Here is a 13,241-nt window from a genome sequence, read left to right as displayed (position 1 = left end):
ATGAGGTTCATCGGGCGCTGTAAAAAAGTGTCAACTTATATCAGGACTAGACACTATCAGTCCGAAGCAACTAGCGAAGTTTAAACTGGTTCACCATTTTCTCCAGATCAACCGCCAACTTGAGCAGACTATCGCTGACTGCAACACCTTCATTGGCTTCGGAAGATGTTTGCTCTGCAATTGCACCAATTTCCTGCACACTCCGATTCACTTCAGCTGATGCACTTTCCTGCTGTTGTGCCGAAAGGGTCATCTGGCTATTCAGATTATTGATACCTGCTACCGCCTCTGCGATTTCCTGGAGCGAGTTAGCAACCTTTTCAACTTCGCTGACGCTATTATGGGTACTTTCCTGAGCACTTTGCATCACTTCAATCGCCTCTGCCACTTCATGCTGTAACTGCTCAATCGTCTGATGAACTTCCTGAGTTGACTCATGAGTTCGGGTTGCCAGTGAACGAACTTCATCAGCAACAACAGCAAAACCGCGCCCAGCCTCACCGGCACGGGCGGCTTCAATAGCAGCATTAAGCGCCAAAAGATTGGTCTGTTCCGCGATTGACGTGATTACGTCAAGAACAGTACCCACTTCATTACTATAGTTACCCACCTTGCTGATCACCGAGGCGGCCTGCTCAATCTCTCCGGTAAGCCGGCTAATTGCTGCGATTGCCGTTCCTGTCAGTGCTGTACCAAGTTTTGCCTGCTCATCGGCACTGGCAGAAGCATCTGAAGCACTTTCAGCATAGGATTTAACTTCGTGGGCATTACTTTCAACCTGCTGCATTGCCGACACCACCGTTTCAGTCCCGGCTTGCTGGCTGCGAACCGCAGCAACTGTACTTTCGGATACTTTTGAAATCCGTTCAGCAGACTCTTTCAGCTGATGCGTTGTCCCAGCAACCTGCTGCATGCTATTCCGGAAACGATTCAGCATGTTATTAAATGCTGTGGCCAGCGCCCCAATCTCATCATTACTTTGTACATTACAGACTTCGATAGCGAGATCAGACTTCTGCTCGACCTGCTGCATAAGACTACGCACTCGATTAATCGGTGCCACAATCAGACGTCGCAGCAGATACAGAATCACCAGAAAGCCCGCAAAAAAGAGCACAACCTGAGTTGCTCCCAGACGCCACAAATTAGCGCTGATATGATTATCTAAGGTAGCCAGTGAGTAGCTCACTCGAACAGCCCCCAATACGGTACCCTCTTCCACGATATGGCACATCAGGCAGTTGGTCCCCCGATAGTCCTTGCTGGCCCTTACAGGATTCAGCACCGTCAGAACCCGGCCTTTTTCCCCCTCACTGATATGCGTAATTCTTTCACCCGCCAGAGCCCTGCGATCCAGATCGTCAGATGCTTTTTCTTCTGGTCGTCCCGGACCAAAAAACTTATTGATATCCTGACCCCGAATAATTCGGGCATCAACCACATCCGGCTGACTCATTACTTTTTTACGCAGAATGTCCCTATTGTCCAGCGTACCGGTAATCATCATGATATTAACCGCATCAAAGTAGGAGTCTGCGGTGTCCTGAGTGTGCTGTAAAATAACCTCTTCAACCATGGCCCGCTCATTGCGAACACTAAAAACCATGGAGACAGCAAGTATCACAACAAAGACCAGAAGCAAGGCAACAGTGATCTTGGTTTGGATAGAGGTTCCCGGGGACGTTTGACTCATTATGTTCTCCGCCTGATCAGCGCTATTTTTTTAATTCTAGTTAGTTTTTAATGATTGCCTCGGATTTAGCGCATTCTTGTAAAGAAAATGAGTATTCCGGACATCATTAAAACGTTTTTTAATTTTTTTTGTTGGGCAATGGCAATCACTCAAAATGCCATGACTGGCTCTATTTGTACATAATCTAACCTACGGCTTTCACAGGAAAATGTCAGTGTCTGAAATCAAAACATTCTCAACAACTCCGGCAGAGGTTATCGCGTTTCAGGGACACCTGGGCGCCTATTCTCACCTGGCCTGCCGCAACGCCCGACCTCAGCTCTCCCCAGTACCTTGCGCAACCTTTACCGAAGCGATGCAAACCGTAGAAAAAGGGGAGGCTGCCCTGGCAATGATCCCAATTGAGAACTCGACAGCTGGCCGTGTTGAAGAGATCTATCGACAACTCCCAAAAACCCAGCTTTCGATAATTGGCGAGCACTTTGAAAGCATCAACCACTGTCTTATCGCCCTTAAGGGCAGCAGTTTGGAGCAGATAAAAACCGTCTGTTCTCACCCACAAGCTTTAGCACAGTGTGATAACAATATTATGAAACTTGGACTGGAAACGGATGTTAAGTCCGATACGGCAGGTGCTGCCCATGAAATCATGCAGCTACAGGATACAACCAGAGCTGCGATTGCCTCATCATTGGCTGCCGAACTTTATGATATGGAGATTGTGCGGGAAAACTTTCAGGATCATGATGGCAACACCACGCGCTTTATCATCCTTTCCCGCGAAGCAGAAGTTCCTGAATACCGGCCAGGCCAGAAATACCTGACCTCACTGATGTTTCGTGTGCGAAACCTGCCTGCTGCCCTTTATAAGGCGATGGGAGGGTTTGCCACCAACGGTATTAACATGGTCAAACTGGAAAGCTATATGGATACAGGCAGCTTTCAGGCGACATCCTTCTATATGGATGTCGAAGCACATCAGTCAGACCAAGGAATGATTAACGCTTTAGAAGAGCTGGCATTTTTTGCGCAGGATATTCGCATTCTGGGGACTTACGCGCCGAGCCCATGGCGCCAGGCCCGCGGTGTCATTTCCTGATAGGAGAGAAATAAAAAGGGCGAGCTAATGGACCAGAAGGCCCAAACAGCTCAACCAGAGGGCAACTTACTGATTGTAAGTTGCCGGATCAATCCAGACTCCCAGAGAGTTACGGTCGATCCAGTTACCCTGCTTGTTTTCCTTATAACGGAAAACCACGATATCGCCGACGCTTACTGACAGCTCCGGATCTTCTGTCTGATACGAATAGGTTACGCCATCAACAATCAACGCATGACGATAGAGCTCCGGCATTCCCAGCCATTCCTGGAATGGTCCTTCCGTAACCACTGATTCGAGTGTGCCCTTACCCTGCAATTTAGGTGCACGTTGTCTGCGTGCTCCGGGACGGAAGCCTGCCATGAATACTCCTCATATATACTAACGCATTGATCTGAACGAAAGGCGAAGGATTATAGGGCTTATTTTGCCAGACACAAGTTACAAAGCGACAAAACAGGCATCATCCGATTACAAACAACTAAAACACATTACCTTTTTAACTGGTGGAGCAGAACGTAATCCGTAAACTAGCGATTTTATCCAAGTAAGGAACCCAACCCGATGGAACTGTTTCGAGAAGTTCTTTTTGCTCTTGCCGATTGGATTCGCCCTCACAGCGACAATATCGCATTAGCTCTGATCGCGACCTTATTGGTTGTCTATGGTGATGACATCAACCGGGCTGTCAAAAATCAGCTGCGACCTTACCCATATATCGTGCGCCTGATTGGATTTGTTGTACTCTGCGCCTTCGGCTACGGTGCGCTGACGGTATACGCGACTCCGGTTCTGGAAGATATGATCAACCGGATTCCGTCACTTTATCTCGCACCCGTGGTGATGCTTCTCTTCCTGATGGTGGGACTACTTGCTGAAAGGCGTCGCCAGATTTAATGTCCTCAGCCACAGGCAAGCTGCCAACCGAAATGACAGCAACCTTTAAAAAGTAGCCTGACAGAACCCGCACCGCAAGATAAGCTCCTCCTTATACTTAAGCAGGAGCTAAACATGTCAGAGCCGTTCAACTTAGTTTTCCGAAAGGGGTTTTCAGTCGCAGGCCCTCAGGGCGAATCCGGCAAGCTTGCCGCTTTCTCCGACGCATCGCACCAGTTGGCTCTTTTCTGGCTTTCTGAGCAAGCGGATCAGAGTCTTATGCTGGGCTATTTTGCCAATGAAGAGAGTCTGGAAGAGCGGGCTACACGGTTTATTGAAAAGCCACTGACCACACCGGCGTTAGCGCTGAGCGAGGCTGATGCTGAGCAACTCAGAAAGCAGGATTCTCCGGTGACGCTTCCGCCTTTTGAGGGGATCTTTGGTACTGCTTTTAGCGGCTATCTGGTCAAGCCGGACAGTGAGAGTGAATCAGACCATCTGATGCTCTTCTATACCGCAGACTATCGCTCTGAATTACTGGGAGTATTTGACGCGGTGGAGGCACTGCAGGTACTGACGGCCCATTATAACCGTCGTCGTTCGCAATGCCTGCTGTGCTGAAGACAGCACCACAGGCAACGGACGGTATTGAAGGGAATAGCGGGTATGCCTGAGGCCTACTCCTCGCCACCCATCGCTTCAACGTACTGGGCATAGTGCTCAGGTGCCAAATCTTCAAAGCGGGTAAACTGACCACGGAATGCCAGCTTAACGCTACCAATTGGACCGTTACGCTGTTTACCGATAATCACTTCTGCGATGCCTTTGTTCGCCTCATCATCCTTGTTATAGACCTCATCACGATAGATAAAGGCGATAACGTCGGCGTCCTGCTCAATCGCACCGGATTCACGCAAATCCGACATCACAGGTCGCTTATTAGGGCGCTGCTCCAGACTACGGTTAAGCTGCGAAAGTGCGATCACAGGGCAGTTAAACTCTTTTGCCAGTGCTTTCAGAGATCTGGAGATCTCCGAGATCTCACCGGTACGGTTATCAGACAGGCCCGGCACTCGCATCAACTGAAGGTAATCGATCATCACCAGACCGATATCGCCATTTTCACGATGCAGACGACGAACCCGGGAGCGCATCTCACTGGGGCTCAGGCCGGCAGTATCATCAATAAAGAGCTTCTTCTGCTCTAACAGATTCACAGCAGACATCAGACGCGGCCAATCATCATCATCCAGCTTACCGGTACGTACCTTCGTCTGGTCTATTCGTCCCAGTGAAGAGAGCATACGCAGCATCAGAGAGTCACTCGGCATCTCCATACTGAACACGACAACCGGTTTTTCCTGGGAAAGAGTGACATTCTCAACGATATTCATCGCAAAGGTGGTTTTACCCATCGAAGGGCGACCCGCCACAATAATCAGGTCCGAGGGCTGCAGGCCTGACGTCATACCATCCAGATCCGTAAAACCTGTGGCAATACCCGTCATGGAAGAATCCAATCGATATAATTCATCAATTCTGTCGACGGTTTTTTGCAGAATCGAGACTACGCCTTCCGGCCCGCCTACTTTAGGGCGATTCTCGGCAATAGAGAAAACAAGCTGTTCTGCTTCGTTTAACAGCTCATCTGAGGTGCGGCCTTCGGTGTCATAAGCACTCTCAGCAATCTTATTAGCAGCCTGAATCATCTGACGCAGGGTTGAGCGCTCCTGCACGATGGTAGCGTATGCTGCGATATTGCTGGCAGATGGTGTATTACGGGCAACTTCTGCCAGATACGCCAGGCCACCAACCTGGTCCAGCTCCTTACGATCTTCCAGCAGCTCTGAAATGGTAATCACGTCAAAGGGCTGGGCTCGTTCTGCCAGCTCCATCATCGCATTGAAGATCATTTTATGATCACGACGGTAAAAGTCATGAGCACTGATTCGCTCAGCCACGGCATCCCAGGCTTCATTATCAAGAAGCAGGCCACCCAGCACCGAGCGTTCAGCCTCCAGAGAATAAGGAGGAATTTTCAGGGCTTCTGTTTGCTTATCGATATCGGTTCGTTCAGCCATAAACCTGAGACTCTCCTGGGCAAAAGCGGGTGCGGAAAAAAACGTGAATGGCCAGTTTATAGAAAAACAGCCACCCATAAAGACGGTTAATCAGATAGGGACAGACTCTCAGCGTTGCAAGAGCTTATTCTTATCGGATCAGTAAATGTCAGAGATAAAAAAAGGCACCAGGGGAAGCCCCAAAGTGCCTTTTATAACTGATCAGCAGATCTTAGTCTTCAGCAGTCACGATAACGCGAACTGAAGTCATAACATCGCTGTGCAGCTGGATTGCAACGTCGAATTCACCAACGGTGCGAATCGGGCCTTCTGGCAGGCGAACTTCGCTTTTCGCTACGTCGATGCCAGCAGCGCTGATAGCTTCTGCCAGGTCACGAGTACCGATAGAACCGAACAGCTTGCCTTCGTCACCAGCTTTAGCACCGATAGACAGTTCGATCTCACCCAGAGCAGCTGCACGAGCTTCTGCTTCTGCTTTGATCTCTGCAGCCTGAGCTTCAAGCTCAGCACGGCGGGTTTCGAATTCAGCAATGTTTGCTTCTGTTGCTACTACAGCTTTACCGTATGGCAACAGGAAGTTGCGGCCATAACCAGGCTTAACGGTTACTTTGTCGCCTAAGCCACCCAGTTTGCCTACTTTTTCGAGCAGAATAACTTCCATCTCGTTAACCTCTTTCTCTTTTATGGCGCGTCGCTGTCTGAAGACTTCGTCAGCTTTTGACGGAAATTCAGACTGCTATCGAGCAGCGCCACAAAAATCATCAATACGTACAGTGAGTGTCCGGCGAAAAACAGCACAAAATAGAAGGCTGTCAGCCAGTACGAACTCAGTTGTTTGATCGCTACAACAGCGTGTACTAAAGCGATACAGGCGAAAACCAGTGGTAGCGTCAGTGATGGAATCCACTTGATCGCTTCGGGGGTAATACCCACACCAAAGACAACCAGCGTACCCAAAACCAAACCTGCCCAGACCGGAAGCCGAAGCTGATGAAACTCTTTCTGGAAACCACCCGGATTATACAGGCCAGCTTGCCAGAAACGGGCCAGCATAAGACTGCCCGTCATCATTAACGCGTGTACCGCCGAAATCACACCAGAGAAGAGTCCGACCAGAAACTGATCAAGCTCTACACCGGAGCGTTCTGCCAGCTCAGCCTCACTCAGAATCATTTCACGGCTTGCCTGAGCAAGTTCGATCATCAATTCCGGTGGAAGCCACTGGACGGTACTCGCGGTTACAGCTCCAATACCGGCGCTTACCAACAGGGTTCGTGACCAGCTGACACTTTGTCTCAGCACCAGCGCCATAATAAAGGCACCAATAATCACGAACGCAGGGGTAAGATCACCCTGAGCAAACCAAAAGAGTGCAGGCAGTGAGCCCCAAAGCATCACCTGACTGCCATCTTTGCCACCCTTTCTAAGGGTAACCACACTGACAACAGCGGCAGCAATCCAGAATAAGAATGGAACGGCTGCACTTAACGCTGTTGCGATAATCGCGTTAGTCCGCGATTTTAGTGCATATTCTGCGATAAAACGCATGCACCTGCCTTATATCGTTTTAAATCTTACTGGTGACCGTCAGTGTACGGCAGCAGAGCCAGGTAGCGGGCGCGCTTGATAGCGGTAGCCAGCTGACGCTGATAACGTGCTTTAGTACCTGTGATACGGCTTGGAACGATCTTGCCAGTTTCAGTGATGTAGCTTTTCAGAGTTTCGATGTCTTTATAATCGATCTGATCTACACCTTCAGCGGTGAAACGGCAGAACTTACGACGACGGAAAAAACGTGCCATGGAATATACTCCCAATAAGTCTGTTAAAAATTACTCTGCAGAGTCAGCAGCTGGAGCCGCTTCTTCTTTAGATTCAGCCTGGGCTTCCGGAGCACGCTCTGGTTTACGATCGTCACGACGATCTTCACGAGAGGCTTCTGCTTTTACCGGAGACGCTTCAGTTACAGCATTTTTAGTACGAACAACCAGGTTACGGATGATCGCATCGTTGTAACGGAAGATCTCAGTCAGCTCGTCAACAACTTCGCTAGTTGTTTCTACGTTCATCAGAACATAGTGAGCTTTGTGAATCTTGTTAATTGGGTATGCCAGGTGACGACGACCCCAATCTTCCATGCGATGAACAGCACCACCATTGTCCTGTACCAGGCTGGTGTAACGCTCGATCATTGCTGGAACCTGTTCGCTCTGGTCCGGGTGAACCATGAACACAACTTCGTAATGACGCATTATAGCTCCTTACGGTTTTACAGCTTCTCAAAGGGTTTGTTCCCCAGAAAAGCAAGGAGTGGAAAGAAACGTTGTTTAAAAACAACCGCGAGATCTTACAGACCCCGCTCTCTTGACGCAAGATAATTCGCCCGAAACACCTCTAAAAAGTAGAGATTCAGGAGAATATCAGGCTTTCAGCTGTCGCTGGCGAACGGCCTCATAGAGACACACGCCAGTGGCAACAGAAACATTCAGACTGCTGACGTCACCGGCCATCGGCAGATTTACCAGCAGATCGCAGTGTTCACGGGTCAGACGGCGCATACCCTTGCCTTCAGCCCCCATCACCAGTGCCACCGGGCCGGTCAGATCGGTTTCATACAGTCCCTGATCTGCCTCACCCGCTGTGCCCATTACCCAGACACCCTGCTGCTTCAGCTCATCAAGGCAACGGGACAGATTGGTCACACTGACGACCGGCATCACTTCTGCCGCACCACAGGCAACTTTACGTACAGTGGCATTCAGCGTGGCTGACTTATCTTTCGGTACGATAACCGCGTCAGCACCTGCCGCATCGGCGGTACGCAGAACCGCCCCCAGATTATGCGGATCGGTGACACCATCAAGCACCAGCAGCAAGGGCGATGTTTTCTCCGCCAGCTGCTCAAACAACCACTGTTCACTGTAGGTTTTCAGCGGCTTACATACCGCAACGACACCCTGATGAACCAGACCACCGGTCATCTCATCCAGCACATCACGCTCCATGAACTCCTGCCGAAGGCCGATCTGGGATGCCAGCTGAACGATTTTATTCAGCTTCTCATCGTCGCGACTTTTCATCAGATGCAGGCTGATCACCTGCTCAGGCTGACGCTCCAGCAAGCTGGTGACCGCATGGATACCGAAAACGGCTTCAACGGACGGCTTTTTGGGTGCTTTTCTTCTGCCTTGTGGCTTTTTACCACCGCCATTCTGAGGGCGTTCATTTCTGTGCTGTTTCACTGACGTACCTGATTACAGTTTCTGGCAGCCTGACGCTGCGCTATCTATTTGCACCGGTTATACACGGTCTGATACAGAAACAGGGCTCTGATTAAAGAGCCCTGCCGGGTTGATCTTAAGATGGCTTAGCAGGAAGCGTTATCCTCCCTTTGCTACCGCCTGATTCTTAATCTTTTTTGACTTTCTTTTTCTTAGGTCGCTTTCTCTTGGGAGCATCATTCAGTCCCGCACGCCCTTTTTCGGCCGGCTTCAGCTTTTTCTTTCTACCGCCTTTGTGCTTTGGCTTACCGGAAGCATCGCCCTGATCGCTTTTTTGATTCGGCTTAGCACCTGAATCATTTGAAGCAACCACTTTCGCAAGGCGGGTCTCAGCATCCGTCAGATTGCGCTTACGCGGTTTACGTTTACGCCCTACAGAGTTGTCGGGCTGACTGGTATCCAGCTCAAAGTCTATCTTGCGCTCATCCAGATCAACACGCGCCACGATCACCGTCAGCTCATCATCCATGCCGTAAACACGTCCGCTACGCTCGCCGCGTAAACGCTGTGTTAACGGATCAAACTGATAGTAGTCCGATGGCAGACCGGTAATATGCACCAGCCCTTCAACATAGATCTCATCCAGACGGACAAACAGACCAAAGCCTGTCACACCCGTTACTTTACCGGTAAAGCTTTCACCCACATGACCTGCCGTATATTCACACTTAAGCCACGCCAGCACATCGTAGGTCGCATCATCGGCACGACGTTCCGTCATGGAGCAGTGCTCACCCAGCTCAATCATCTGAGCTTCGTTGTAAGGCAGCCACTTTTCACGGAGTTCTGTCGGCGTGGTTTCACAACGCTGCAGATGACTACCGGTCAGATTGCTGCGAATCAGCGCACGAATAGCACGGTGCAGCAGCAAATCAGGATAACGACGAATCGGCGAGGTAAAGTGAGTATACGCTTTATAGTTCAGACCAAAGTGACCTTCGTTTTCCGGCGTATACACCGCCTGAGATAACGACTGCAGCAGCATAGTCTGGATGTTACCGGCATCCGGACGATCGCCAATGGCCTGCAGCACCTCCTGATAATCTTCAGGGGTTGGCTTCATGCCACCGCCAAGCTCAAAACCCAGCTCACCAAGGAAAGACTTAAGTTTTTCAAGACGCTGTTCTTTCGGGCCTTTATGGACACGGAACAGCCCCGGCACCTTGTATTTTTCCAGCAAACGCGCAGACGCCACGTTTGCACAAAGCATGCACTCTTCAATCAGCTTATGCGCTTCGTTACGCACAACCGGCACGATGCGCTCAATCTTGCGGTTCTCATCAAAGACGATACGGGTTTCAACCGTTTCAAAATCAATCGCACCACGCACATCACGGGCAGCACGCAACTGCTTATAAAGCCCGTACAGGGTTTCAACCGGGTGAACCAGATCGCTGTATTTTTCTTTAAAAATAGCAGCATCCGGTAACTCAGGATCTTCCAGCAGCGCGCCCACCTGGGTATAGGTCAGACGAGCCTGCGACTTAATAATACCTTCGCAGAAACGATAGCGACTGATCTCACCCTTTGCACTGATACTCATCTCGCAGACCATCACCAGACGATCCACGTGAGGATTCAGAGAGCAAAGACCGTTAGACAGCAGCTCCGGCAGCATAGGTACAACCTGACCCGGAAAATAAACCGAGTTACCGCGCCGATGCGCCTCATGATCCAGCGGTGTATTAACACCAACGTAATGAGAGACATCTGCGATAGCGACAAACAGTTTCCAGTTGCCGCTGCGTTTCTTCTCGCAATAAACCGCATCATCGAAGTCTTTGGCATCTTCACCATCAATCGTGACGAAGGGCAGATGGCGCAAATCAACACGATCCAGCTTGTCCGCATCCTGCACCTGATCAGACATATCCCGAATCTGATCCAGTACCTCTTCAGGAAATTCATTTGGCAGATTATGTTTGCGAATGGCGATATCAATTTCCATTCCCGGGGCCATTTCATCGCCCAGTACTTCTTTGATCAGCCCCTGCACATGGGCACGACGGGCGGGCTGCTGAGTGACTTCAGCACAAACCACCTGACCATCTTCCGCGCCTGCACTGTGGCCCGTTGGAATCAGAACATCATGGTGTAATTTAGGATTGTCCGGGCGGACATAACCGATACCATTGCGTTCAACAACGTACCGCCCAACGATCTCATGGGTGTTGTGCTGCAGTACTTCAACCACAGCCCCTTCTTTACGGCCGCGGCGATCAACGCCTACAACCCGTGCCAGCACAAGGTCGCCGTGGTAAACCGTTTTCATCTGGTAGTTAGACAGGAATAAATCGTCACCGCCATCATCCGGCACCACAAAACCAAAGCCATCCGCGTGGGCTTCAATACGTCCTTTAACTAACTGCATTTTTGAGATCAGTCCGTAAGCACCTTTTCGGTTACTCAGCAGCTGACCATCACGTTCCATCGCTTTAAGACGGCGGCGCAGCGCCTCAACATCCTCATCACTCGCCAGTCCCATACGCTCGCAAAGCTGCATATGAGTCAGAGGTCGCCCATAATTTTCCAACCACTCCATGATAAATTCGCGGCTTGGCACCGGATTATCATATTTCTGAGCTTCACGATCGGCCTGGGGATCCTGATTCACTGACCAGCCTGTCATATTTTTTGCCTTTTTTATCAATCTATATCTTCTTTATTTATCATCTGTATTTAATTACCCCACCAAAGTACCACTGATTATGCGGCTTGGCGAAGAAATTTGCCTTTTATACTGATTTTTCTAAAAAAAGTATTGCACACACCAAAAAGCTCCTTATAATATGCCTCCAGTTGTCCAGCCCAGGTGGTGGAATTGGTAGACACGCTAGCTTCAGGTGCTAGTGGCCGTATGGCCGTGGAGGTTCAAGTCCTCTTCTGGGCACCAACTCTTAATCTTAGGCAGATTAAGCGGTTGATGTGACAACTAGGTTGTTCTAAACAACTTTATGTTTTGCCTGTGCGTTGCGCCCAGGTGGTGGAATTGGTAGACACGCTAGCTTCAGGTGCTAGTGGCCGTATGGCCGTGGAGGTTCAAGTCCTCTTCTGGGCACCATTCCCAACGCAAGCAAAACAATACAAGCCTGATGAAAATAATCCCGTTAAGGGATTTTTTCGTTTCTGGGGTTTGTATCTATCTTCTTCGATGCTTCATCAGCCCGTCGACTACAATCCCTGCAGCCAACATCACGATAAGCCCTTTATCAAAACCACCCGAACAAGGCCATCCGGCAGCATCCCCATCAGGCCCTGTGCTTAACGCTGTTGCTGATAACGTGGCACCGCTAATAACGCGAAGGCTTGCGGGCGACATCATTCAGACGCCAAGGCGAACCATCCCGCATCGCTTCCAGCTTAACTTCCAGATTATCCGGCAGCTGATTAAAGAAATCGAAACCGGTGGCTTCTTCTATCTGGTCAACACTGACGACAAACTTTGTTAATGGCTCACTGCCCCGAACATTTTGCGGCATCAGAAAAGCCAGCATACTTTTCGGTTGTCCCTGAGCATCAAAACCCACAAAGATTTTGTAAAAAGCGTCCGGTACTTCTACCCAACTGTCTAGGCGCTCAATGTCCTGATCAAAGACAGGGCCGGTGACCACAGCGATCCGGGTAAACTGTTGCGTGAAATGATCAACAGCAGCTTCTTCCAGCCTTTGCCAGACCTTTCGGTTCAGATTAGGCCTTTGCGGCACAATATTGGTCATCAGGAACGTCTCAACCTGAGCTTCTTTTCCGTACAAACGGGAAATTGCGTAGTTGGGTGCCAGATGCCCGCGGTCATAACCGGTTCGGGTGTAATCACGGTGACCAACCCGCCATATAGTTCTCCAATCCTTACTGAACTGGCCTGGACGCTTGTAGCCTTTCTGCTTTTGCTCTAGCGTTAATTTCTGCAACCAATAGGTCGACCACAAGGGGTTCATTCTCAGATCTGAGTAGCCCACCATATAGCCTTCATTTCTCAACACCCGATACCAGTGCTGCCAGCCGGACTCCATCCGCTCCGGCATGCCGCCATAAATAAAACTATTTCGACTGTTTTGCTCAAGAACATACCAGGCAGTACTACCTAATATAGCGAGGATAAAAGCCAGAATCACAGGAGCTGAACGCACACTTATTCCTTTTCTAGTGAGTGAATACGAAAAAAGCCAAACCCGCTAACAACGGACTCGGCTTAGTTTAAAGGCTTGAGCTTT

Annotated in this window: 13 protein-coding genes and 2 tRNA genes; 5 read left to right on the top strand and 10 right to left on the bottom strand. The window is 49.8% G+C overall.

Going from position 1 to position 13,241, the window contains the following annotated elements:
* Positions 1-70 precede the first annotated feature (70 nt).
* A complete protein-coding gene (locus tag AC4GL5_RS04180) occupies positions 71-1,693 on the bottom strand; it encodes a methyl-accepting chemotaxis protein (RefSeq protein WP_490381533.1) in 1,623 nt (540 codons plus the stop codon).
* A gap of 208 nt (positions 1,694-1,901) precedes the next feature.
* On the opposite strand from AC4GL5_RS04180, the gene AC4GL5_RS04175 reads away from it, so the two are divergent.
* Positions 1,902-2,792 (top strand): prephenate dehydratase, encoded by an 891-nt coding sequence (locus AC4GL5_RS04175; RefSeq protein ID WP_490381532.1) that lies wholly within the window; start codon positions 1,902-1,904, stop codon positions 2,790-2,792.
* A gap of 66 nt (positions 2,793-2,858) precedes the next feature.
* Here AC4GL5_RS04175 and AC4GL5_RS04170 read toward each other — a convergent pair whose 3' ends face one another.
* Positions 2,859-3,155 carry a hypothetical protein gene (locus AC4GL5_RS04170; protein ID WP_490381531.1) on the bottom strand — a complete coding sequence of 99 codons (297 nt, stop codon included), beginning with the start codon at positions 3,153-3,155 and terminating at the stop codon, positions 2,859-2,861.
* 201 nt (positions 3,156-3,356) lie between these two features.
* Between AC4GL5_RS04170 and AC4GL5_RS04165 the strand changes: the two genes are divergently transcribed.
* Complete coding sequence (locus AC4GL5_RS04165) at positions 3,357-3,689, top strand: DUF3392 domain-containing protein (RefSeq protein ID WP_490381530.1); 333 nt, start codon at positions 3,357-3,359, stop codon at positions 3,687-3,689.
* A gap of 114 nt (positions 3,690-3,803) precedes the next feature.
* Complete coding sequence (locus AC4GL5_RS04160; RefSeq protein ID WP_490381529.1) at positions 3,804-4,289, top strand: hypothetical protein; 486 nt, start codon at positions 3,804-3,806, stop codon at positions 4,287-4,289.
* Positions 4,290-4,345: 56 nt separating this feature from the next.
* Here the strand turns inward: AC4GL5_RS04160 and dnaB are convergent, their stop codons facing one another.
* The 7 genes from dnaB to rnr all read right to left on the bottom strand — a co-directional run bounded on the left by dnaB (position 4,346) and on the right by rnr (position 11,659).
* Positions 4,346-5,749: a replicative DNA helicase gene (dnaB, locus tag AC4GL5_RS04155; RefSeq protein ID WP_490381528.1), complete on the bottom strand. Its 1,404-nt coding sequence runs from the start codon at positions 5,747-5,749 to the stop codon at positions 4,346-4,348.
* 211 nt (positions 5,750-5,960) lie between these two features.
* Positions 5,961-6,410, bottom strand: a complete 450-nt coding sequence (gene rplI / locus AC4GL5_RS04150; RefSeq protein ID WP_490381527.1) for a 50S ribosomal protein L9 — start codon at positions 6,408-6,410, stop codon at positions 5,961-5,963.
* A 20-nt stretch (positions 6,411-6,430) separates the two neighbouring features.
* On the bottom strand, positions 6,431-7,297 hold the full coding sequence (locus AC4GL5_RS04145; RefSeq protein WP_490381526.1) for a hypothetical protein: 867 nt from the start codon (positions 7,295-7,297) through the stop codon (positions 6,431-6,433).
* Between the two features lie 26 nt (positions 7,298-7,323).
* Positions 7,324-7,551 carry a 30S ribosomal protein S18 gene (gene rpsR / locus AC4GL5_RS04140; RefSeq protein WP_028299482.1) on the bottom strand — a complete coding sequence of 76 codons (228 nt, stop codon included), beginning with the start codon at positions 7,549-7,551 and terminating at the stop codon, positions 7,324-7,326.
* Positions 7,552-7,581: 30 nt separating this feature from the next.
* Positions 7,582-8,001, bottom strand: coding sequence for a 30S ribosomal protein S6 (gene rpsF, locus AC4GL5_RS04135; RefSeq protein ID WP_490381525.1), 420 nt, complete (start codon positions 7,999-8,001; stop codon positions 7,582-7,584).
* 168 nt (positions 8,002-8,169) lie between these two features.
* On the bottom strand, positions 8,170-8,991 hold the full coding sequence (rlmB, locus tag AC4GL5_RS04130; RefSeq protein ID WP_490381524.1) for a 23S rRNA (guanosine(2251)-2'-O)-methyltransferase RlmB: 822 nt from the start codon (positions 8,989-8,991) through the stop codon (positions 8,170-8,172).
* A gap of 166 nt (positions 8,992-9,157) precedes the next feature.
* Positions 9,158-11,659 (bottom strand): ribonuclease R, encoded by a 2,502-nt coding sequence (gene rnr / locus AC4GL5_RS04125; RefSeq protein WP_490381523.1) that lies wholly within the window; start codon positions 11,657-11,659, stop codon positions 9,158-9,160.
* 177 nt (positions 11,660-11,836) lie between these two features.
* Here rnr and AC4GL5_RS04120 point away from each other — a divergent pair.
* Positions 11,837-11,923, top strand: a tRNA-Leu gene (locus tag AC4GL5_RS04120).
* Positions 11,924-12,004: 81 nt separating this feature from the next.
* Positions 12,005-12,091 (top strand) — tRNA-Leu (locus AC4GL5_RS04115).
* Positions 12,092-12,320: 229 nt separating this feature from the next.
* Here the strand turns inward: AC4GL5_RS04115 and AC4GL5_RS04110 are convergent.
* On the bottom strand, positions 12,321-13,157 hold the full coding sequence (locus tag AC4GL5_RS04110) for a DNA/RNA non-specific endonuclease (RefSeq protein ID WP_490381522.1): 837 nt from the start codon (positions 13,155-13,157) through the stop codon (positions 12,321-12,323).
* Positions 13,158-13,241 lie beyond the last annotated feature (84 nt).

Source organism: Oceanospirillum sp. (assembly GCF_982874595.1).
Note: the sequence above shows the minus strand (reverse complement) of the source record. Positions and strands in the feature narration are given on the sequence as shown.

Excerpts from the sequence above, each read along its gene's own strand:
- rpsF (WP_490381525.1), bottom strand. The coding sequence starts at position 8,001 with ATGCGTCATTACGAAGTTGTGTTCATGGTTCACCCGGACCAGAGCGAA.
- rnr (WP_490381523.1), bottom strand. The coding sequence starts at position 11,659 with ATGACAGGCTGGTCAGTGAATCAGGATCCCCAGGCCGATCGTGAAGCT.
- AC4GL5_RS04175 (WP_490381532.1), top strand. The coding sequence starts at position 1,902 with ATGTCAGTGTCTGAAATCAAAACATTCTCAACAACTCCGGCAGAGGTT.
- AC4GL5_RS04145 (WP_490381526.1), bottom strand. The coding sequence starts at position 7,297 with ATGCGTTTTATCGCAGAATATGCACTAAAATCGCGGACTAACGCGATT.
- AC4GL5_RS04165 (WP_490381530.1), top strand. The coding sequence starts at position 3,357 with ATGGAACTGTTTCGAGAAGTTCTTTTTGCTCTTGCCGATTGGATTCGC.
- AC4GL5_RS04160 (WP_490381529.1), top strand. The coding sequence starts at position 3,804 with ATGTCAGAGCCGTTCAACTTAGTTTTCCGAAAGGGGTTTTCAGTCGCA.
- rpsR (WP_028299482.1), bottom strand. The coding sequence starts at position 7,551 with ATGGCACGTTTTTTCCGTCGTCGTAAGTTCTGCCGTTTCACCGCTGAA.
- AC4GL5_RS04170 (WP_490381531.1), bottom strand. The coding sequence starts at position 3,155 with ATGGCAGGCTTCCGTCCCGGAGCACGCAGACAACGTGCACCTAAATTG.
- rplI (WP_490381527.1), bottom strand. The coding sequence starts at position 6,410 with ATGGAAGTTATTCTGCTCGAAAAAGTAGGCAAACTGGGTGGCTTAGGC.
- dnaB (WP_490381528.1), bottom strand. The coding sequence starts at position 5,749 with ATGGCTGAACGAACCGATATCGATAAGCAAACAGAAGCCCTGAAAATT.
- AC4GL5_RS04180 (WP_490381533.1), bottom strand. The coding sequence starts at position 1,693 with ATGAGTCAAACGTCCCCGGGAACCTCTATCCAAACCAAGATCACTGTT.